The 21,348-nt window shown below is 55.2% G+C and carries 21 protein-coding genes; 11 read left to right on the plus strand and 10 right to left on the minus strand.

The features are described 5' to 3' along the window. Window positions 1-204 precede the first annotated feature (204 nt). Both purF and B3Z49_RS13055 read left to right on the plus strand, forming a co-directional pair. Window positions 205-1,665, plus strand: coding sequence for an amidophosphoribosyltransferase (gene purF / locus B3Z49_RS13050; protein ID WP_062957489.1), 1,461 nt, complete (start codon window positions 205-207; stop codon window positions 1,663-1,665). Then, window positions 1,662-2,375: an SDR family NAD(P)-dependent oxidoreductase gene (locus B3Z49_RS13055; protein ID WP_064789717.1), complete on the plus strand. Its 714-nt coding sequence runs from the start codon at window positions 1,662-1,664 to the stop codon at window positions 2,373-2,375. The genes purF and B3Z49_RS13055 overlap by 4 nt, the downstream gene beginning before the upstream one ends. A gap of 86 nt (window positions 2,376-2,461) precedes the next feature. Here B3Z49_RS13055 and B3Z49_RS13060 read toward each other — a convergent pair whose 3' ends face one another. Genes B3Z49_RS13060 through B3Z49_RS13075 form a run of 4 tightly spaced genes read right to left on the minus strand, consistent with a single transcriptional unit; the run spans window position 2,462 to window position 6,561 of the window. After that, window positions 2,462-4,033, minus strand: a complete 1,572-nt coding sequence (locus B3Z49_RS13060; protein ID WP_064789716.1) for an ABC transporter permease — start codon at window positions 4,031-4,033, stop codon at window positions 2,462-2,464. Next, on the minus strand, window positions 4,020-4,790 hold the full coding sequence (locus B3Z49_RS13065) for an ABC transporter ATP-binding protein (protein ID WP_062957492.1): 771 nt from the start codon (window positions 4,788-4,790) through the stop codon (window positions 4,020-4,022). Before B3Z49_RS13065 ends, B3Z49_RS13060 begins: the two co-directional genes overlap by 14 nt. Window position 4,791: 1 nt before the next feature. Then, window positions 4,792-5,772: an ABC transporter substrate-binding protein gene (locus B3Z49_RS13070; RefSeq protein WP_064789715.1), complete on the minus strand. Its 981-nt coding sequence runs from the start codon at window positions 5,770-5,772 to the stop codon at window positions 4,792-4,794. 51 nt (window positions 5,773-5,823) lie between these two features. Continuing rightward, window positions 5,824-6,561 (minus strand): 5-formyltetrahydrofolate cyclo-ligase, encoded by a 738-nt coding sequence (locus B3Z49_RS13075; protein ID WP_064789714.1) that lies wholly within the window; start codon window positions 6,559-6,561, stop codon window positions 5,824-5,826. A 113-nt stretch (window positions 6,562-6,674) separates the two neighbouring features. Between B3Z49_RS13075 and B3Z49_RS13080 the strand changes: the two genes are divergently transcribed. After that, window positions 6,675-7,523, plus strand: coding sequence for a MurR/RpiR family transcriptional regulator (locus B3Z49_RS13080; protein WP_062957495.1), 849 nt, complete (start codon window positions 6,675-6,677; stop codon window positions 7,521-7,523). A 118-nt stretch (window positions 7,524-7,641) separates the two neighbouring features. Next, on the plus strand, window positions 7,642-8,082 hold the full coding sequence (locus B3Z49_RS13085) for a c-type cytochrome (RefSeq protein WP_231959766.1): 441 nt from the start codon (window positions 7,642-7,644) through the stop codon (window positions 8,080-8,082). A gap of 81 nt (window positions 8,083-8,163) precedes the next feature. Here B3Z49_RS13085 and der read toward each other — a convergent pair whose 3' ends face one another. The 3 genes from der to B3Z49_RS13100 all read right to left on the minus strand — a co-directional run bounded on the left by der (window position 8,164) and on the right by B3Z49_RS13100 (window position 11,864). Continuing rightward, a complete protein-coding gene (gene der / locus B3Z49_RS13090) occupies window positions 8,164-9,699 on the minus strand; it encodes a ribosome biogenesis GTPase Der (RefSeq protein ID WP_064789713.1) in 1,536 nt (511 codons plus the stop codon). A gap of 110 nt (window positions 9,700-9,809) precedes the next feature. After that, window positions 9,810-11,144, minus strand: a complete 1,335-nt coding sequence (locus tag B3Z49_RS13095; RefSeq protein WP_231959765.1) for a PQQ-like beta-propeller repeat protein — start codon at window positions 11,142-11,144, stop codon at window positions 9,810-9,812. A gap of 69 nt (window positions 11,145-11,213) precedes the next feature. Next, window positions 11,214-11,864 (minus strand): tetratricopeptide repeat protein, encoded by a 651-nt coding sequence (locus B3Z49_RS13100; RefSeq protein ID WP_064789712.1) that lies wholly within the window; start codon window positions 11,862-11,864, stop codon window positions 11,214-11,216. Window positions 11,865-12,360: 496 nt separating this feature from the next. On the opposite strand from B3Z49_RS13100, the gene B3Z49_RS13105 reads away from it, so the two are divergent. From B3Z49_RS13105 to B3Z49_RS13115, 3 genes are all read left to right on the plus strand, one after another. Continuing rightward, entirely contained in the window at window positions 12,361-12,786 is a 426-nt protein-coding gene (locus B3Z49_RS13105; RefSeq protein WP_008890527.1) for a hypothetical protein, read from the plus strand. 125 nt (window positions 12,787-12,911) lie between these two features. Further along, window positions 12,912-13,268 (plus strand): DUF2794 domain-containing protein, encoded by a 357-nt coding sequence (locus tag B3Z49_RS13110; protein WP_008890526.1) that lies wholly within the window; start codon window positions 12,912-12,914, stop codon window positions 13,266-13,268. Window positions 13,269-13,280: 12 nt separating this feature from the next. Beyond that, window positions 13,281-14,048 (plus strand): tetratricopeptide repeat protein, encoded by a 768-nt coding sequence (locus B3Z49_RS13115; RefSeq protein WP_296991598.1) that lies wholly within the window; start codon window positions 13,281-13,283, stop codon window positions 14,046-14,048. A 79-nt stretch (window positions 14,049-14,127) separates the two neighbouring features. Here the strand turns inward: B3Z49_RS13115 and B3Z49_RS13120 are convergent, their stop codons facing one another. Then, on the minus strand, window positions 14,128-16,482 hold the full coding sequence (locus tag B3Z49_RS13120) for a glucose/quinate/shikimate family membrane-bound PQQ-dependent dehydrogenase (RefSeq protein ID WP_296991601.1): 2,355 nt from the start codon (window positions 16,480-16,482) through the stop codon (window positions 14,128-14,130). Between the two features lie 179 nt (window positions 16,483-16,661). Beyond that, entirely contained in the window at window positions 16,662-16,964 is a 303-nt protein-coding gene (gene fliN, locus B3Z49_RS13125; RefSeq protein ID WP_040823589.1) for a flagellar motor switch protein FliN, read from the minus strand. Between the two features lie 232 nt (window positions 16,965-17,196). On the opposite strand from fliN, the gene B3Z49_RS13130 reads away from it, so the two are divergent. Further along, window positions 17,197-18,309 carry a PLP-dependent cysteine synthase family protein gene (locus B3Z49_RS13130; protein ID WP_296991604.1) on the plus strand — a complete coding sequence of 371 codons (1,113 nt, stop codon included), beginning with the start codon at window positions 17,197-17,199 and terminating at the stop codon, window positions 18,307-18,309. A 99-nt stretch (window positions 18,310-18,408) separates the two neighbouring features. Here the strand turns inward: B3Z49_RS13130 and B3Z49_RS13135 are convergent, their stop codons facing one another. After that, window positions 18,409-18,912 (minus strand): Hsp20/alpha crystallin family protein, encoded by a 504-nt coding sequence (locus tag B3Z49_RS13135; RefSeq protein ID WP_296991606.1) that lies wholly within the window; start codon window positions 18,910-18,912, stop codon window positions 18,409-18,411. Window positions 18,913-19,221: 309 nt separating this feature from the next. Here B3Z49_RS13135 and B3Z49_RS13140 point away from each other — a divergent pair, with 309 nt between their 5' ends. The 3 genes from B3Z49_RS13140 to B3Z49_RS13150 all read left to right on the plus strand — a co-directional run bounded on the left by B3Z49_RS13140 (window position 19,222) and on the right by B3Z49_RS13150 (window position 21,328). Then, on the plus strand, window positions 19,222-20,316 hold the full coding sequence (locus tag B3Z49_RS13140) for an NADH:flavin oxidoreductase/NADH oxidase (RefSeq protein WP_296991608.1): 1,095 nt from the start codon (window positions 19,222-19,224) through the stop codon (window positions 20,314-20,316). A gap of 159 nt (window positions 20,317-20,475) precedes the next feature. After that, window positions 20,476-20,892 carry a MarR family winged helix-turn-helix transcriptional regulator gene (locus B3Z49_RS13145; RefSeq protein WP_296991611.1) on the plus strand — a complete coding sequence of 139 codons (417 nt, stop codon included), beginning with the start codon at window positions 20,476-20,478 and terminating at the stop codon, window positions 20,890-20,892. Between the two features lie 46 nt (window positions 20,893-20,938). After that, window positions 20,939-21,328, plus strand: a complete 390-nt coding sequence (locus B3Z49_RS13150; protein ID WP_296991613.1) for a tautomerase family protein — start codon at window positions 20,939-20,941, stop codon at window positions 21,326-21,328. Window positions 21,329-21,348: the final 20 nt, after the last annotated feature.

The raw sequence follows: 21,348 nt of genomic DNA on the forward strand, positions 1-21,348 counted from the left end.
AGGCCGATGCGAACGAAAAAACCTATCGCCAACTTCTGGGTCCGGAGCAAAAGGGGACTGGCCCCGCGCCCCTAAACGGGTATACAAGGCCCTCGCGCGATGATTTGGATCGCCTGATTGAGGCGACCACTAACGAGTGAGGCGTGTGGGTTTCGTACTAATGACGAATTCCGTGCGCCACCGGCGAGAGAGCGGAACCCACTCATGCTGACCACCAATCCATTTGACGACGACAAGCTACGTGAAGAATGTGGCGTCTTTGGCGTATTTGGCTCCCCCGATGCGACGGCACTAACGGCCCTTGGCCTGCATGCCCTGCAGCATCGCGGACAGGAAGCCGCAGGCATTGTGTCCTATGACGGCGAAGATTTTCCGGCACACCGGGCATCCGGCCAGGTTGGCGACATCTTTGGCTCAGAAGATGTCATCAAAAGCCTGCCCGGCCACCGTGCGGTCGGCCATGTGCGCTACTCGACAGCGGGTGGCAAGGGCCTTCGCAACGTGCAGCCACTGTTTGCCGATTTTGAATTCGGTGGTCTGGCGATTGCCCATAACGGCAACCTGACCAACTCGCTTGCGGTGCGTGAACGCCTTGTGAAACGTGGCTCGATTTTTCAATCGACCTCGGACACCGAAACCTTCATTCACCTGATTGCGACCAGCCTGTATGAAAAGATCGTTGATCGCCTGATTGATGCGGTCCGTCAGGTTGAAGGGGCTTATTCACTGGTCGTCATGACCCAGAAGAAACTGATCGGTGTGCGTGACCCGCTTGGTGTCCGTCCGCTGGTTCTGGGCAAGCTCAATGATGCCTATATCCTGTCATCGGAAACGGTTGGCCTTGATATTGTTGGCGCGGAATTCATCCGCGACGTCGAACCGGGCGAAATCGTTGAAATCACCGATAATGGCCTGCGGTCGATCAAGCCGTTCAAGCCGCAAAAGTCGCGCTTCTGCATTTTCGAACATGTCTATTTCGCCCGCCCCGACAGCATTGTCGAAGGCACAAGCGTCTATGACGTGCGCAAGAATATAGGCCGCGAACTGGCCCGTGAATCCTCTGTTGATGCCGACGTTGTCGTGCCGATCCCGGATTCCGGTGTGCCGTCTGCACTTGGTTATGCCGAAGAAAGCAAAATTCCGTTCGAACTTGGCATCATCCGAAACCACTATGTCGGGCGTACCTTTATCGAGCCGACCGATCAGATCCGCCACCTTGGCGTGAAGCTGAAACACAACGCCAACCCGGGCAAGCTCAAGGGCAAGCGCGTTATTCTGGTTGATGACTCGATCGTGCGTGGCACCACCTCGACCAAGATTGTTGATCTGGTCCGTCAGGCCGGTGCGGCAGAGGTGCATATGCGCATCACCAGCCCCCCGACCATGAACCCGTGCTTCTATGGTGTTGATACCCCGTCCAAGGATAAACTGATGGCGGCCAATCACGACATCGAAAGCATGGCAAAGATCATCGGCGTTGATAGCCTGGCCTTTGTCACCATTGACGGCCTTTATCGGGCGACGGGTCTTCCGGGCCGCGATAATGACGATCCGGCATTCTGCGATGCGTGCTTCACGGGCGATTACCCGATCAAGCTCACCGATCACAATGCCGAAAACAAGGACCGCAAGCTCACCCAGTTGGTTGAAAGGCAGTCCGCATGACCGATACCAAGAGGCTTGAAGGTCGCGTCGCCCTGATCACCGGGGCGTCGCACGGAATCGGTTGTGCTGTTGCCAAGCGCTTTGCGGCCGAGGGCGCGCATGTGATTGCGATTGGCCGAAATGTCGGTGCGCTCGAAGAACTGAGCGACGACGTCACGGATGCCGGTGGCAAGATCACCCTGCTGCCGCTTGATCTGACCATGTTTGACAAGATCGATATGCTTGGCCCGACGATCTATGAGCGGTTCGGCAAGCTGGATATTGTGGTTGGTAACGCAGGCCTTCTGGGCGAAATCGCCCCGGTGGGCCATATTGATGCGCAGGTGTTCCAGAACACCTATGCCACCAACGTCACGGCAAACTTCCACCTGATCCGCACCACCGACAAGCTCCTGCAGCTTTCAGACGCGGGCCGGGCGATCTTCGTGACCTCGAACGCATCGGCAAAAGGTCGCGCCTTCTGGGGCCTTTATGCGTCGACCAAGGCAGCGCTTGAAAGCCTTGTTCTGTCCTATGCACAGGAACTCGAAGAAACCAAGGTCAAGGTCAACCTGATCAATCCGGGCCGCATCCGCACCAAAATGCGCGCCGAAGCCTATCCGGGCGAAGATCCCGAAACGCTTCCGACCCCCGAAAGCATCACCGACGTGTTTGTCGATCTGGCAGAAGCCACCTGCACCAAACATGGTGAAGTGGTCAACGCTTCCTGAGTTTGATGCGCGGATCACAGTCAAAATTGCAAAAGGCCTTGCTGGTATCGCAAGGCCTTTTGTTTTGCGTTTGATTACGTGCGCCCCTACTCCGCCGTGCTCATGCCCATGCGCTGCAAGACTCGGCGCTCAACGACAACGACCAGTTGGTAGAACACAACAGCCAAAATGACGGACAGGGCCGCCACGGTCCAGATCATGCCGTAATCCATATAACCGCGCGACTGGTTCAACAAATTGCCAAGCCCCTTACCCGTCGCAAGCCATTCGGCAATCATCACCCCCAGAAGCGCGCGCGGCACCGTCAGGCGCGTTGCCGCAAACAAATATGGCATGGATGCCGGAATGGTGATGATGCGCAATTCCTGCCCCGCAGAGGCCCCATATGCCATGGCCAGTTCACGGGTCGCGCGCGGCACCATCGATATCCCTTGCGCCAAAATCACGAATGCCGGGAAAAACGTTACAGATATCGTCACCCAAAGTGTCAGTGACGTGCCCCGCCCCAACAGCAAAACCAGCAAGGGCGTCAGCGCGACCAACGGCATGGTCTGGGTTACCAGCGCGACCGGCATAAAGGCACGCAAGAATCCCGGAAACAGCCGTGATGAAATGGCCAGCAAAAAGGCAAAGGTCAAACCACACAACAATCCGATACCAGTAATCGGAAGCGTTTCCCAAAGGGCAGCAATCAAACGTTCCTGAGCGCTTTGCGCCGCAGGTGAAAAGAACAGATATTCCACCACGCCAATCGGGGTTTTTGAAATCATTGCCGGCACGTCAAGAAGCCGGATAAATGCCCACCAAAACAGGAACGGCAATAGCACCGCCATCGCCCCGGCCAGAATTGATGACAGTGGTCTGCTTTGTTCATCCCCTGCCTTTTCAGGCACCGACATGTTCATCGTGACCGCCCGGCTTGCACCGACGAAGCGATGCGACATAAGCGCAAACACCCCATAGGCCAAACCGGCAATCAGGGTGGCGACAACACCAATTCCCCAAAGACGTTCCGGTTCGGCCCGACCAAGCGAACCCAGAAGATACGCGCCAAGCCCCCAGCGACCGCCACCACCAAATTCAGCAAGGATGGCACCAAGAACTGCATTGGGTGCGGCAACGCGCAAGCCCGACAGGATGGATGGCAAGGCGCTTCTGAACTGAACCATGCGCATGATCAGCCAGTTACTGCCGCCATAAACCCTGATCAGGTCCGCCGCCCGGCTGTCAGACTGGGAAAGGCCAATCACGGTTGCCGTCATGGTCACGAAGTAACAGCCAAGGGCGGCAAGAACCACCCGCGGGGTCAAACCCGACAGCGTCAGCGACAGGATCGGTGCAATGGCAATGGGCGGCAGGGCAAAGATCGCAATGTTCAAGCCGCGAAAGACGCGCAATGACACCGGGATCAAAACAAAGAAAATACCGGCCACCACACCAAGCAGATTGCCGATCACAAACCCAAGTCCGGATGCCTTGAGCGTTTCCCAAACATGGAGCGGATAGTCGGATCGGTCGTTCCAAAGCCCGATCAGGATCTCGCTGACGCCTGGCAATGCGCCATCGGCAATCAAGTCAAGTCTGCCGACCACTTCCCAGACAAGAAGCAGTGCGACAACATTGCGCAGTGGAGCGGCCCATTGTTTATTGCCCGCCATGAAGTACCTCGGCAACCTTGTCGCACAGGGCATGGAAGGCAGGATCGGAAAACAGCTCGGGTTTGCGCGGGCGTTCGAACGGAACATCAATCACCACCGAAAGACGCCCCGGATTGGCCGACATCACTGCAATCCGGTCCGCAAGGAAGACGGCCTCGTCAATGCCGTGGGTGACGAGAAATGCCGTGGCCTGACTTTCCTGCCAGATGCGTTGCAGTTCAAGATTCATCTGACGCCGCAAGATTTGATCGAGTGCGCCAAAAGGTTCATCCATAAAAAGCACGCGCGGACGGGTCACCAGCGCGCGGGCAATTGCCACACGCTGGCGCATTCCGCCGGAAAGTTCGCCCGGCAGGGCATTTTCATAACCTTTCAGGCCAACCAGTTCGATCAAATGTTGAACATCCGGGGCAAAGTCCCGAATGTTCTTTCTGAGGACTTCCAAGGGCACTTCGACATTCTGGCGCACAGACCGCCAGGGCAGAAGTGCCGCATCCTGAAAGGCAACACCGGTCAGACCGGCCCGCGTCGCATCCTGTGGTTCGCGATCCTCGATCAGCACCGCGCCCTTGTCGGCATCTTCAAGACCCAGCGCAATTCGCATGGCTGTGGACTTGCCACAGCCTGACGGGCCGATGATCGCGGTAAACGACCCCGAAGGACAACTCAGGGACATATCCCTGAGCGCCTCGATGGTTTTTCCGCGCCCGCTGAAGGTCTTGCAGACACCGTGGAATGTGATCCCCCCAGAGGGCATCCTAGATCTCCTCAAGCAGCGTGGTATCGAACATGTCGCGGCTGCCATTTATGCCAATTTGGCCAAGGGCAGTCAGGCAGGCTTCGATGTCATCTTCAGCCATTGAGAAGATGCCGTTCGGGCTTTCAACGAGCGGCTGCTGCGCCTTGTTGAAGTAGATTTCGTTTTCGATGGTCCGGCCCGTTCCCTTGAACCAGCTATCGGCCCATTTCGGCGGCCAGACCGTCGGATCAACAAAGTTTTCTTCCCAGCCGCGACGCGATGCGCGCAACCAGCCAACCAGTTCCTTGCGCTTGGTTTTAAGCGTTTCTTCGGTCACCACAACTGTATCGTTAAAGATGGTAAAGCCGAAATCATAAAGCAGGAACGAGGTTGCCTCTGCCCCCTGCTGGGAAATTGTGAACGGAACATTGGTGGTGAAATCAAGGCTGGCGTCAATTTCACCCTTGATCAGCGGGGTCGGATCATATGCATACGGAACGATGTTAACATCGGCCTTGTCGATACCGTTCAGTTTCAGCATCGCTTCAACCGAAATGACATTGACCGGCGGCACGGCAAGAGTCTTGCCGACAAGATCTTCGGGTTTGTTGATCGGGTTGGATTTCAATGAAACGATGCCGATCGGGTTTTTCTGATATTGGGTGCCGATGATCTTGAACGGTGCGCCCTGTTCTGAAATCGCCTTGATGGTGGTGTCTGGTGTGGTCAGGGTCAAATCGGCACGCCCGGTGATGATTGTGCTTTCGGGAATGACATCCGGCCCCCCCGACGCATAGCTCATATCAAGGCCTTCGTCGGCGTAATAGCCCTTGTCGAGCCCCAGAAAATAACCCGCGAATTCCGCGTCATTGATCCAGGATGCCTGCATGGCAAACGGCGATGCGGCCATTGCACGGAACGATCCGAACGGCATGGCGGATGCGGCGGCGCCTGCGGCAGCTGCGCCAAGAAAACGGCGACGACTCAGTTTCATATCCATAGCTTAATCTCCCTGATGAATTTCGGTGGTCGGCCTGCGCATTTTTTGCGCTTATGCCAGCCCCTGAATACGTTGAAGTTCTTGAAGCGGGGGCGTTTCCTCGATTTGTTTTGGGTCCAGAAGCGGCCATTTCACACCACTTGGACGTTTTGCCCGGCGCCCGACATCAAGCACGCGGGTGGGTGTCATGATCTGATCCACAAGGATGTCGGTTTCCGATGGTTGAAGCATCTCTGCGACCACCTGAACATCATGAACAACGGCCACAACCGGGGTGGTTTCATCGACCAGACCAAGATCGGTGAACATGCCCCATTCAAGGTCAAAGAACCCGTGTCCCTTGCCAAACCGCACCCCGTTCATCGACACGGCCGACGCACCGGTGACCATGTAGTCAAAGCGACCACGTTTGGCGATTTCTTCAAGGGTGATCGGGCGGCCGAAATGCTCCATACCATCCAGCCAGGATGCATAAAGCGCGGCCCCATCGGGAACCATGGAAGGCTCAAGAAGCAAAAAACCGCGATAGATGCCATAGGTCGACATGACAAACGTTTTGCCATCCTCGATCATCCGACGACGAAGATCGGCAAGGCAGTTATCCGGGGTGATAAAGGCAAACTCGGATTTCTGATAAGCTTCGGTTTCAACGATCTTGTCGACCGCCTGTTCGGAGCCGTCAAAGTCAGGAATGACTTCAGCAAAGTTCAAATGGAAACGTGTATCGGGCTTTGCCACGTCGTGAAGCTTTGACCAAATTCGTTCGCGAACCACCTTGGAGGTTGACATGATGCAATCCTGCGTCGTTTCATAATTATGCGTTTCACTGTTTCAAAAATAAGAAACACCTGTTTCATTCGTCAAGATGTTTCTTGGCTCACCTCTAGGTACAAGGGTCGAAAATGGCCTCTCGACTGATCTTACGCATCCAGGAAAAACAGGCCCGCCTGACAAGCGGCGAAAAGAAAATTGCGAAAACTATCCTTGAAAATCAGGATATTATCGAAACTCATACGGCAACCGAGATCGCCAATCTATCCGGCGTATCAAAGGCCACGGCCGCACGATTTTTTCGTACCCTTGGATATGCCGATTTTGAGGAAGTTCGCCTGCAGGCCCGTGAAGAACGCAACCAGAAACAGCCGTATCGTCAGACCATTGTTTCAGAAACGGCCGTTTCACTGGGCCGTTCCATTGGCGACCATCTGGAACTGGAACTTCAAAACCTGACGCGCAGTTTCGAGGAACTCAGTTCCTACAAACTGATGGAAACAATTGATATTGTTGCTTCAGCACCCAGTGTCTGGTTTCTTGGTTTCGGGGCCGAGGATGGTGTTGCACGCACCGGTCGGGCGATGTTTTCACGCCTGCGTCATGGCGTTCATTACATTTCGGGAGTCGGCCAAGACTGGTCAAGCGATCTGGCCATGGTTGGCCCGCGAGATGTCCTGATTTTACTCACGCTCGACACCCGCCCCAAGGTGATGCGCCCGATCATCAATTATGCCCGCACATCGCGCATGCGCGTCGTCACCCTGACTGATCACAGCTATGAAAAACAGGCCGCGCGCTTTTCCGACGTGGTCCTGCCCTGCCATGTTGCAAGCTATGGACTATTGCCAACACATGCGACGCTGCTATCCATGCTGCGCCTGATGGGCATTGCCTATGCCGGAAAGAACCCGGAGTCGGTCAAACAGCGTGCCGATACGCTTGATGCAATTGTCGAAGAACTCGACATCATGGAATAGGACGGGCGAAATATTGCTGTTTTGCCTTGGCAATCAATTGATTGCCAAACTGCCCACCGCACCGTTACCATGCCCGCAACACGCCGATAAAGAGATTGCAAGCGCAGAGGGAACCAAGATGCGACAGACCTTCCGACAGAACAAAGCCGTCGCACTGATCACCGCCGCCATCCTTGGCATACTTATCCTTCCGAGCGCCCCGGCAAAGGCCGAAATGGATGCAGAGCGGGGAAAAACCCTGTTTGCCGAACGTGGCTGCGTCATCTGTCATTCGGTCAACAATGTCGGTAGCAACACTGCGACCAGTCTTGATGCATCAAACATGAATATCGCGCGTGAGCCGTTTGAATTCTTTGCCCGCATGTGGCGCGGCGCGCCGCAGATGCTGGCCCTGCAGCAGGCCGATCTTGGCTATCAGATCGATTTTTCCGGTCAGGACATCGCCGATATTTTCGCCTTTGTTCAAAGCCGTGAAATTCAGGAAGGCTTCACCGAACAGGACCTTCCCGACCATATCAAGGAAATCATTGATAACGGTCCGTCGACTGCCATCGATTAAAGCGCCCGGAACACCCAAGACACACAAAAGCCGCCCTCGTTTCCGACGGGCGGCTTCGTTGTGTTTGGCTACAAATCGAAACTAGCGTTTCTTTTTCTTGTTGGCAAAGGGGTTGTCGCTGCTACGCAAATAGATGCGGATCGGAACGCCCGGCATGTCGAAATCCTCGCGCAGGCCATTGATCAGATAGCGCGTATAGCTTTCGGGCAGTTCCGCCGCCTTGGAGCAGTTGATAAAGAAGCTTGGCGGACGCGATTTCGCCTGGGTCATATAGCGCAGGCGAATACGACGCCCGGAAATGACCGGTGGCAAATGGCGTTCGGTGGTTGCTTCAAGCCAGCGGTTGAGCTGCGAGGTCGGGATGCGACGGCTCCAGATATCGTGGATATCAAGAACGGTCGGCATCAGGCGATCCGTGCCACGCCCGGTCAGGGCCGAGAAGGTCAGAACCGGAATACCCTTGGCCTGGGCAAAGGACGTATCAAGCTTGTCACGCAGTTCCTGCATGACGCCCTTTTTGTCGATGATCGCATCCCACTTGTTAACCGCAATGATCAGCGCACGGCCTTCTTCAAGCACCATACGCGCAATCGTCAGGTCCTGCTTATCAAGCGTATTGGTCGCATCAATCATCAGGACCACGACCTGCGCATAGCGGATCACGCGCAGCGTATCGGCAACCGACAGCTTTTCAACGCGGTCATCGATCTTCTTCTTGCGGCGCATACCGGCGGTATCGACCAGACGGATCGGACGGCCTTCATAGGACCAGTCGACCGCGATCGAGTCACGGGTGAGCCCGGCCTGCGGCCCGGTCATGACGCGCTCTTCGCCCAAAAGCTGGTTCAGAAGGGTTGATTTACCGGCGTTCGGACGACCAACAATTGCCAACTGGATTTTCGAATTGTCACGTGCGCCTTCGACAATCAGCTCGCCATCTTCGTCTTCGTCGTCCTCGCTGAATTCGATCTCGTAGGACGGGAAGACTTCACCTTCGTCATCGGCAAAACCGTCCTCATCGTCGAAATCTTCATCTGCAAGGCTATCCGCACGGGCCTCATTCAACGCTTCCTGTGCTGCTTCGCGCGCATGCTGTCTGGCAACCCGTTCGCGGTCTTTCCATTCTTTCCAGTGCGGCTCAAGCATGTCATAGAGCAACTCGATCCCAAGGCCATGCTCGGCCGAGATCGGCGCGACATCGCCAAGACCAAGCCCATAGGCCTCATAAAGGCCCGGATCCTGATCACGGCCTTCGTGCTTGTTGGCAATGACATAGACCGGCTTCTCGCGTTTGCGCAGCCAATCGGCAAAATGGTTATCAAGCGGCGTCAGACCGGCACGGGCATCAATCAGGAACAGCGCAACATCGCATTCCTCAAACGCCTTTTCACTTTGCTGGCGCATCATGCCTTCGACGGAATTATCAAACGCTTCTTCCAGACCGGCGGTGTCGATAATGTCAAAAGACATATCGCCAAGGCGTGCCTTGCCATAACGGCGGTCACGGGTCACACCGGGCTGATCGTCCACAAGCGCCAGCTTTTTGCCGACCAGACGGTTAAACAGGGTCGACTTCCCGACATTGGGGCGACCGATAATGGCAACTTTCAGCGACATCTGATTTTCAGACTCTCGTAATAAAAGGCGTTATGCGCCGTGGGCACATTGACCCACGGCGCATCGCAAATCCTGCAAGGCAAATCGCCTTGCCTAAAACTGTATCCTGATCAGCGATATGCGATTAGATCGGCATCCGCAGTCAGGAAGTAAAGGCTGTCACCGGCAACAGATGGCGGCAGGGTAATTGGCCCGGATACTTCGTCCTCACCAAGAATGTCACCGCTATAAGGGGAAACAGTCATTACTTCGCCCTGCTCGTTACCAACGATCAACCTGTCACCGGCCAGTACCGGCCCTGTCCAGACAATCGGGCCTTCCTGATCCTCGGGATCGGTAAAACGGGGCAGAACGGTCACCCATTTAACCTGTCCGGTGCGTCGACGCAAGGCAATCAAGTCATTTGTATTGGTTAGCAGGTATACATATTCGCCGGCCACCCATGGTGACTGGATGCCACCGGCCTCAAGTTCCCAGACACGAACCCCGGTGCGAAGGTCAATCGCGGTCGTCAAACCGGAGTTGCTTGTCGCAATCACCAGGTCATTATCAATCACCGGCAGGCCGCGAATATCAGCAATCGCCGACACCGCATCGGTACGACCGGCCGCGGCAAGCGCATCCGACCAGATCACCTGACCGTTTTCAACGCGAAGGGCATAAAGTTCGCCCGTCGAATAGGCCGAAATGACAACACCCTGATCCACCGCCGGGCTGGCACCACCGATAAAGGACGCGCCCTCGGACGCACCACGATGGTTCCAAAGCGTTTCACCGGTGCGCGCATTCAACGCAACAGTCTGGTTATCGATGGTAATGGCAAAGACGCGACCACCGCGCACAGTCGGCGCAGAACGCATAGGTGCGGTAACCTGTTGACGCCAAAGGATCGTGGCACTTGGCGCATCAATGGCAATGATTTCGGCAAAGCCCGTCGTGGCATAAATGACACCGGCCTCATAGGCCAGACCGCCGCCCAAAAGCGTGCTGTCTTCTTCGTCCTCAGGTGCGAGTTCAAGCGACCAGATCCGCTTGCCCGAAGATGCGGCAAAGGCACGGACTTCGGCGCTGGCATCGATGGTAAAGATCACACCGCGCGCGACAATCGCCTGATTAAGCAGAAGGTTGTCATCCATCGACCCTTCGCCGATATCAATCGACCAGTCCTGTTCGAGGACATCGTTATCAAGCGCAACGTGATGGAGTGCGTGGCTTGGATAGCCGCCATTTTGCGGCCAGTCGACCATGGGTTCCGGTTCAGGCAAAATCACGCGCTGGTCGGTCAGTTCAATGTCGGGCTGAACCGTGCTTTGCAGGGCAAGGACCGAAATACGCTCGCCGGGAAGCGGCGGATCTTCTGCCTCGCCAAGCCAGCTTGAACACCCTGCCAAAAGGCCCGTCAGGCCCATTACGCAAAGAAGTGACTTAATACCGCGTGTGGTCAAAACCGTATCCCCTGAAAAAACTCACGTCATATGGATCGCAGATTGCGATCCATTGATGCCCGAAGAACCTCAGGCACCAACAGCCTTGAGAATTTCACTTGCCCGTGCGCGCATTCCGGCCGGCGCACTGTTATCATCAGCAATCTCGGTCAGAAGCGGTTTGGCGGCTTCGACCTCACCACCCGCGATATGCAGAAGTGCAATCATTTCACGTGCGGAGTAGTACCACGCATTCTCGGGCACTGCGATCGGCTGAAGACGCGCGATCAGGTCCTGCGCGTTTTCGGCACTGGCGCTGTTCATTGCGATCTGAACAACCGCAAGATCGCGATAAACCTGATCAATGTCGGAATTACCGGCAATTGCTTCGAGTTCGCTGATTGCTGACGGCGTCGCATCCGCGCGAAGGTAAACGGCGGCCTTCTGGAAATGACCAAGCGCGACAAAATCGGCATTGCCATCGGCGATGATCGCATCAAGGGCGGCCAATGCGGCGTCTTCGTCGGTTGCGCTGTCCTGTGCCAGTTCGACGGCATTGGCAAGACGGGTACCGTTTTCGATGCTGGTGCTGGTTTCATAGGTTTTCCAGCCTTCACGACCGGCAACACCCAGCACGATGGCCGCTGCAACGCCGATCACGTATTTCCCGTATTTGCGCCACAGCTCTTCGCTGCGTTCACGCTTAAGGTCTTCTTCGACTTCCTGGAAAATATCAACCACGAAAACGGCTCCAATCCGGTCACAATAAAGCGGGCAACCTGCCCGCTTATCTGAAAAATTTCTGGCAAGGATTTAACGCGCCAGCGGGTACAGGGTCAAGTCTGCTCGACACCATTACGGTTATTCCTACGATTATTTTGCCCCGCCCTCGGATTAAGCGGGATCGCAATAACCGTTTCATGGCTGATATCAGCGCCATGTGGCCCAATTCGGGCACAGCAAACCCAACGGGAAAGAATTGCCTGCCAGACACACATTTTCCCCGCGACATCGCCGGTTTTAAACGGCTTTGAAATGTTTGAACGCCACCATCACCGCACCCGGATGCTTTTTGACGGTGATGCACAGGGCTGAAAACGCCCACGATCAGTGCCACATGTCGTTTTATCGGGCGCAAAGACACAGTTCGGCACAGGGCTTGCTTTGGTAAATGCCAAGGGAACAGATTTGAACTTGTCATCGGTCATATTTGCCCGGTGAGCGGACGGAGACCACAATGAAACGTCGCGAGACTGCACATACCAAGCCCGCAAAACGGCGCCTTATCCGACAGCGTATTCTTGCCGGGCTGTTTGCAGCCTTGATGGGGTCCACTGTATCGGGCTGTGGAACAACGATGTCCGATGTTGTCGGCACCAGCCTGTTCACTGGCGGGGAATGGTATATTGCCTTTGACGTGGTCAGCATCATCAATTCCGACAAAACCCTGATTGACCATGCGGTTTCGCTATCGACCGGTCAGGATTGCTCAACCATCCGCAAGATTGACGGCAAGTCCTATTGCAAAAAGGAACCGGTGCCTGAACCGCCGCTTTATTGCTATCGCTCGCTTGCAGCGGTCAGTTGCTATCGCACGCCAGATCCCTATAACACCGGATCGCAAACCGTTGATTGGCCGCCAACCCGTTCGCGCAGCCTCTAAAATCCGGTCTGTTTTTCATCCATTGAAACTTGAGGCATCGGTCAATCCGCGCTACCGTGTCATCAGGCTGTCATTTTCCCGTTGTGGCAAAGGACAACCCCGAACACACGCTGCCGGAGTACCACATGGGAACATTGTTCGATTTGGCCAAATACCGCAAAGCCAAAAGCTTTGTTCATTTTGACCGGGCTGAACTGATGAAACTCATGAACACATACTCCCGACAGGTTGCCAGCGGCGCCTGGAAAGATTATGCCATCGATCATCTGGACGGGATGGCGATGTTTTCGATTTTCCGTTCAACCCACGAAACCCCTCTTTTCACGGTCATCAAGCTCGGTAACGAGCACAAAAATGCCGGACAATATGTTGCCCTGCATAGCGGTGAGCGCATCAAACAGAGCGCTGAAATCGTCAATGTGCTTGAAGCCATCGAAAAACGCGCCCGCAAGGTCGTGCCCCTGTTTAAAACAAACTCCTGACGGTTCCCACACGTGACCAGCCCCTCATCGGCCAGCCTTTCGGGCCGACACCCCTTATTCGCGCTTGCCGTGCTGGCCTGCCTGCTGTTGCCAACAGCGGCCCATACAGCAGGCATGAGCAAGGAATACCAGACAGGCTACTACGCCTATCAGGCTGGGGATTACGTGCGCGCGCAGTCCTTCTGGCATCTGGCAGCACAGGAAAACGACCCGTATGCGCAATATGCGCTGGGTCTGCTGTATTTCCGCGGTGATCTGGGTGCGCCTGAATACGAAATGGCGGCCGAGTGGTTTGGCAAGGCTGCAAAGACCAACCACGGCGGGGCGACCTATTATCTTGGCCTGATGCATTTCAACGGATTTGGCCTGCCCTACGACCATTTTCAGGCCACGAAATACTTCAAGCGTGCGCTGCGCATTGATCCGCACAATGCCAACGCCGCCTATATGGTCGGCGCGCAGTATTTCCATGGCCGCGGTGCGCGCCAGAACTTTGTCGAGGCCGCCCATTACTTTGAAATTGCCGCGAACGAAAACATGCACGCCGCACAGTTCATGTTCGGTGCCCTGCTTGAACGTGGCTGGGGCGTGAAACAGAATTATGCCGATGCCTATTACTGGCTAAGGCGTGCTGCACGCGGCCCGATCACCTTTCCCGAAGGTGCGAACGAGGCAGAACCACTGAACCCGCAGGCCGCACTGGATGCGCTGGAACCAAGGCTCCGGCCCGAGGAAATTCAGCGGGTTGAAAAACGCCTTGCCCTTGATGCAACGGGATAGGCTTGCAAGCGCCAGATACGACACGGGCACCTGATTTCTTTCAGGTGCCCGTGCGCTTTAAGGTCCGTTTTGGCCGGTCTTATTCTGGAAGCTTATAGGCAATCACATAATCGCCCGGCTTGGTGCCAATCGATCCATGACCACCGGCGACGATCAGCACATATTGCGTCCCGTCATCGGTTTCATAGGTCATTGGCGTTGATTGACCACCGGCCGGAAGGCGTGCTTCCCAAATCTTCTCGCCAGTCGTGGCGTCATAGGCGCGGAAATAGTTATCAACCGCCGCCCCAAGAAACGCCACGCCCCCCTTGGTCAGGATCGGGCCACCAATCCCCGGCACACCAAGTTCGAACGGCAATGGCAACGGGGTCATGTCTTCGACCGTACCGTTTTTATGCATATAGGCAATCTCGCCCGTACGCAGGTCTGCACCGGCAACATATCCCCATGGCGGGGCCTGGCACGGAATGCCAAGCGGCGACAGGAACGGCCCCATTTCAACCGCATAAGGCGCACCTTCGTTCCGGTTAATCCCCATTTCACTGGCCTTTTCACTGCCACGCGGCGGCACCTCGGCCCGCGGGATCAGGCGCGAGGTAAAGGCAAGATAGGTCGGCATGCCAAACATGATCTGGCGTTCCGGATCAACCGCAACACTGCCCCAGTTAAACGTCCCGAAGTTGCCCGGATAAACCAGCGTCCCTTCCAGAGACGGCGGCGTGTAACGGCCTTCGTATTTCAACAGATGGAACGCAATACGGCATGCCATCTGATCAAACAGGGTAATGCCCCACATATCCTTGCCGGTAAGCGGCTCTGGCATAAAGGTCAGGTCTGAAACCGGTTGGGTCGGGGCGGTATGATCCTCGGGGATTGCACCACCGGGTGCGGGCACTTCGGTCACCGGAATGATCGGCTCACCGGTGCGGCGGTCCAGAACATAGATATCACCCTGTTTGGTCGGTCCGACCAGTGCCGGGATGGTTTCCCCATCGGACTTGGTGATATCAAGCAGGGCTGGCTGTGCCGGCACATCCATATCCCAAAGGTCATGATGCACCGTCTGGCGCACCCACTGGACCTGCCCGGTCTCAAGGCTGAGTGCCACGATCGACGAGGAATAGGTTTCCACATTTTCATCGCGGTTCATGCCCAACTGATCAGGGACCTTGTTGCCCAACGGCACATAGATCATGCCAAGCGCCTCGTCCGCACTGGATACAGACCAGCTGTTGGGCGAGTTGGCGGTATAGGTCTGATCATCGGGGATCGGTTCGGTTTGTTCCGGATTGCCGGAATCCCAGTTCCAGATCAGCTCGCCGGTATTGATGTCATAGGCCCGAATAACGCCCGACTGCGATTTGGTGGAATAGTTGTCATTCACCGCCCCGCCAATGATGATCTTGCCATCTGCGGCAACCGGCGGCGACGTTGAATAATAATAGCCCGCCGGATTGTAGGGCATGTTGGTTTCCAGATGCACGGTTCCCTCATCCCCGAATGATGGGCAAATTTCACCCGTTGCCGCATCCAGGGCGATCAGGCGTGCATCGGATGTCGGCAGGAACACACGTTCGGTGCAGGGACCGGTTTCGTTGGTGGCCGCGTCCTTATAATAAGTAACACCCCGGCATGTCTGGTGCTGACGGTCCGGATTTTGCGGAATGCCCGGATCAAATTTCCACTTTTCCTGTCCGGTTTTGGCATCAATCGCAATCGCCCAACTGTGCGGCGTGCAAAGATATAGCGTCTCGCCGATCTTAAGCGGTGTGACCTGATAGGTGGTTTCAGGCACGTCACTTTCGCGTTTCAAATCACCGGTCTGATAGACCCATGCCTGTTCAAGCGACGCAACATTATCGGTATTGATCTGATCAAGCGGTGAATAACGTTGCCCATAGGTCGTCCGGCCATAATGATGCCAATCGCCATCGGGCACGGAGCCCCCATATTGCGGGTTCTCGACAACCGTACTGGTTGGCAGGGTGCCCTCGATTGCATTGGGATTGTTCATCATCGAATAGACCGCAACGAGCACGGCGATAACGACGCTGCCTTCAAGCACAAAGGACCGAACCGGCGCCTTATTCTCGCTTGCGCCGTCCTCATCCTGCGACGTCCGGGCCAAAGTTTTGCGGAAGACAGGCGTCATCAGCCAAAGCCCGACAACAATAATTAGGCCGCCGCGCGGTGCCAGTTGCCACCAGTCAAACCCAGCCTCCCACACAGCCCAGACCAGACTTGCCAGTGTAAACGCGCCATAAAACGGCAACAGAACGGGCTTGCGTGAAAAGGCCAGAAAGCTTGCAAACAGGAAGGCCAACCCGGCAAGCGCGTAATAGAAGCTCCCGCCGACCGCAATCAGCCATGCACCGCCAACAGAAAGTGCAAGACCGATCAAAGCCAGAAGGCCTGATGTCACTAGATTAATCATGGGATAACCCTCGGCTAAATGAGGTCGCCAACTGTCATCAAAGACAGTGGACCGGAACTTGAGTCTTCAAAGGGGTTTATCCACAAACGCCTGAAAACCTTGCAAGTTCCACCGAGGACAAAAAAATCCCACCGTCAGCCATGAGCCGGTGGGATGCGTTGATTGCGGTGCGTTCGGAATTAGTGGTGGGTTTCGATCACCATGCCGCTTTTGACAACCTCGGTAATCGTCACACCCAGATTTTCGTCGACGACAACCAGTTCCCCGCGGGCGACCAGACGGTTATTGACGTAGATATCAACCGGCTCCCCCACGCGGCGGTCCAGTTCAAGCACGGCACCACGGGTCAGGCGCATCAATTGCGCGACCTGGATCTGGCTTTTGCCAATCACCGTTGACACACGCACAGGCACATCATAGGCCGCCCCAATGTCGGAGGCCCCCATACGTACGCTAAACGGGTCCTTATCGTCGTCAGCCATGATTTCGCGCCATCCCGTCAAATCGAAAGAATCGTGAAGCTTGTATCTTAAAGGTGAGCTTTGAAAAAAGTGTTAGCAAGGCCAATCTGATAAAATCGACGATTGCTGATCGGTTCTCAAAATGTATCGGCACAATTTTACTGGTGTTTTTTGTATTATATTGCCCTAAACAGATGACGATTCCGGGCCAAACTTGGCCCAAAAGTGATCCAACCAGACGTCAGGATGTTTCATGCCTTATGACCGCCAATGGGTGGCCGATGCCATCAGCACGATTGAAGCCGATTTCAACCGGTCTGCCGATACCCATCTGATCCGCCTTGATCTGCCAAAGCTTGGTGACATTGGCCTTTACCTTAAAGATGAGTCGACCCATCCGTCCGGCAGCCTCAAACATCGTCTGGCGCGATCTCTGTTTCTCTATGGTCTGTGCAATGGCTGGATCAACAAGGACACCCCGATCATCGAGGCATCAAGTGGCTCGACCGCGGTGTCAGAGGCCTATTTCGCCCGCCTTCTTGGCCTGCGCTTTATTGCAGTGATGCCGAAATCAACATCGCAGCAGAAAATTGATCAGATCGCCTTTTATGGCGGCGAAAGCCATCTGGTTGATCACAGCGGCCAGATTTATGAAGAATCGCAACGTCTGGCACGCGAACTGGGCGGCCATTACATGGACCAGTTCACCTATGCAGAACGCGCGACCGACTGGCGCGGCAACAACAACATCGCCGAAAGCATCTTTGATCAGCTCAAACGCGAACCCCACCCCATTCCACGCTGGATCATTGTTGGCGCCGGAACGGGCGGCACGTCATCGACCATCGGGCGCTATATCCGTTATGGCCGAAGCCTTGGTCAGGGCTGCGAGCTTTGCGTGGCCGACCCGGAAAACTCGGTTTTCTATAATGGATATGAAACCGGCGACTGTTCGGTCACCAACAGCAAGGGATCGCGCGTCGAAGGCATCGGTCGCCCGCGCGTCGAACCCAGCTTCAACCCGACCGTGGTCGATCGCATGTATCGCATCCCCGACGCGGCCAGCTTTGCCGCCCTTTATTACCTGAAAAAGCATCTTGGGCGGCGCTGCGGCGGATCGACGGGTACCAACCTGATCGCGACCCTGTCGCTGATCTCGGAAATGAAGAAGGCCGGACAAACCGGGTCGGTCGTGACCTTGCTGTGTGACGGTGGGGATCGTTATAGCGATACCTATTACAATCCCGACTGGCTCAAGGCACAGAATATCGACCTGACACCGTGGACGGATGCACTCGAACGCTTTGATGAAACAGGCCTCTTTGACATGCCGCTTGATCATTGCAGCGGTTACGCCGGGCGTTAAACAACCTAAACCTCACCAATCTGCGAACAAAAAAAGACGGGCGGTTAAACCGCCCGTCAGTCTTATCAGGGGAAGCTTCTCAGGGAGGAGAGACAGTCCTTAGCCGGTCACCGCAATCTTGCGCGGCTCGGGCTTCTGTTCTGCTACCTTTGGAAGAGTAAGCAACAGAACACCGTTCTTGAAGGATGCGGTAATATTGTCGGCATCAATGGTGTCATTCAGGCGGAAGGACCGCTTGAAGCTGCCATAGCTGCGCTCGACAACATGGGCACCATCCTTGCTTTCACGGCTGAATTTCTTCTCGCCGGTGATGGTCAGAACACCGTCAAGCACTTCGACATTGACGTCATCCTGTTCAACACCCGGGAGTTCGGCGGAAAGTTCAAAGTGATCTTCGCCGTCATAGATGTCGATCCGCGGGCTCAGCAACGGTTGGGCCGCTTCGCCTTCTTCGGAAGATACCTGTGCCGACGGGGCTGCACGGTGACCAAAGATCGAACCGATCATGCGGTCAACGTCACGGGAAATAAGAGTGAAAGGATCACCGTAAGTCGGTGCAGAAGACGGACGACGGGATCCATTAAGAGTCTGAAGACCAGTCATTGTAGTACCCTCCATTACAGACGAGTATTCTTGCGCCATCAGTCCAGACCAGGCTGCAACCTTGACGCGCATCGGGGCACCATGCCCCTTTCCAATCTTGAGATAGATCGGGTGAAAATTTCTGCAAGTGGGTCGATGCATTTTTTTGCGAATTTTTGATTTTTTCTGATCGGCTGCTTGGACAAGTCCCTTCTGGCATTCCATTCCCTGGAAAAATCCAACATGACACTGGCGCCCACCCCGCCGCCGGATTAGCTTGATCCCATTGATTGGCGCCCGCGCGCCACCGTCCGAGTTAAAGGAACGCATATGAGCACTCTTTTCACCCCGCTTTCACTGGGCAAGCTATCCCTTGATAACCGCATTATCATTGCACCGATGTGCCAGTATTCCGCCGATAACGGCAAGGTCACCCATTGGCATGACATGCATCTGGGCAATCTGGCGCAATCAGGTGCCGGTCTTCTGATTATCGAAGCCACCGCCGTCGAACCCGAAGGTCGAATTACCTATGGCGATGTCGGCCTGTGGGATGACGAAACCGAGGCAGCACTTGGTAAAACGCTCAAAGCTGTCCGTAGCCATTCCGACATGCCGATTGCGGTTCAGCTGGCCCATGCCGGGCGCAAGGCATCTTGTGAAAAACCGTGGCTGGGGGGCCATGCCCTTTCCCCGGACCATGAAAATGGCTGGCAGGTCTCTGCCCCCTCCGCCGTGCCGTTCCGTGACGGCGATCCAATCCCCGAGGCAATGACAAAATCGCGCATTGCAGACGTCATTCAGGCCTTCGTCGAGGCGGCTGAACGGTCCGTCCGGTTGGGCTTTGACGCGATTGAAATTCATGGCGCGCATGGTTATTTGCTCCATCAATTCCTGTCGCCGCATGCCAACAAGCGTGACGATGAATATGGCGGTTCGTTTGAAAACCGCACCCGCATCGTGATCGAAATCTATGACGCCATCCGCAAGGCCGTTGGCACGGACTATCCGCTGGGCATCCGTATTTCGGCAACCGACTGGGTCGAAGGCGGCTGGGATATTGATCAAAGCGTCGCGCTGGCCAAACTCCTCAAGGACCGTGGATGCGATTTTATCGACGTTTCGTCAGGCGGCCTTCATATCGATCAGCAAATCCCGCTCGGTCCCAATTATCAGGTGCCGTTTGCCGCCCGCATTAAGGCCGAGACCGGCATGACCACAATTGCGGTCGGCCTGATCACCGAGGCCGAACAGGCAGAAGCCATCACCTTTACCGGTCAGGCCGATGCCATCGCCCTTGCGCGCGGCATTCTGTATGACCCGCGCTGGCCGTGGCATGCCGCCGCAACGCTGGGCGCCGAGGTCAAGGCCGCCCCGCAATATCTGCGCTGTCAGCCCAGAACGCTTAAAAAGCTGTTTGGCTGAGGCGATCCGAACGCATCACAAAGTGCCCGCCAGTGTGCGGGCTCTTTTCATTATTGATCGACAAACGCAAATCTCGTCTCACGAAACCCACGTCATCTCAAAATCAATCCACCGGTAAAATTAGTTGCATAGCTAATCAATATTAGCGATACTATTCTCATGTTTGATCAATGTCTCTATTTCAACACCACATCACTCGCGCGACAGCTTGAACGGGAATGGACCTTGGCATTCAAGCCTTACGGGTTAACTCCGTCGCAGGCATTCATGCTTCGTGTCATTCTGGCCAAGGCACCAATTGCCTATACCAACCTGGCGGCAGAGCTGAATATTACCAAGGCAACCTGTTCTCGTACTGTCGAAGGGCTCTGCAAACTCAATATGGTCAAACGCGTTCAGGCCGATGCCGATGCGCGCAGTTTTGAATTGGTTCCCACGACTGCCGCCAGATCAATCCATGAACAGCTCGATGAAAGCAGCGCGAAAGTAACAAGGAAAATAAAGAAAATCATCGGCGAGCAGCAGTTCAATTCGGTTGTCTCGACGCTTCGCAGCATCAGCACATCTATCAGTTAGTTTTTTTGCCTAAAAATTTGCATAGCTAACTAAATGGAGAATAAAAATGCCCATCTTGAATGTAAAAGTAAGTGCAAAAAAATCCCCGGAACTGGTCGCAAAGATAGCCGCCCACCTGACCGATATCACGTCCCGAATTCTCAAAAAGAAGCGCGAAGTCACCGCAATTACAATTGATTTTGTTGAACCCGACGCATGGTTGGTCGGCGGTCAGCTTCTAAGTGATCTTGGCAGCAACAGCTTCTATTTCGACATCAAGATTACAGACGAAACAAACACCAAGGATGAGAAAGCCCAGTATATCCAAGAAGCTTTCGAAGGATTCTCCCGCATCCTTGGTGACCTGCATGAAGAAAGCTACGTCCACATTGAAGATGTGCGTGCAGCATCCTATGGATTTGGCGGGAAAACTCAGGAATACAGGTATCATCACTGATGATGCTTGATACAGGTGCT

Source organism: Thalassospira sp. UBA1131 (assembly GCF_002311515.1).
Classification (GTDB): domain Bacteria; phylum Pseudomonadota; class Alphaproteobacteria; order Rhodospirillales; family Thalassospiraceae; genus Thalassospira.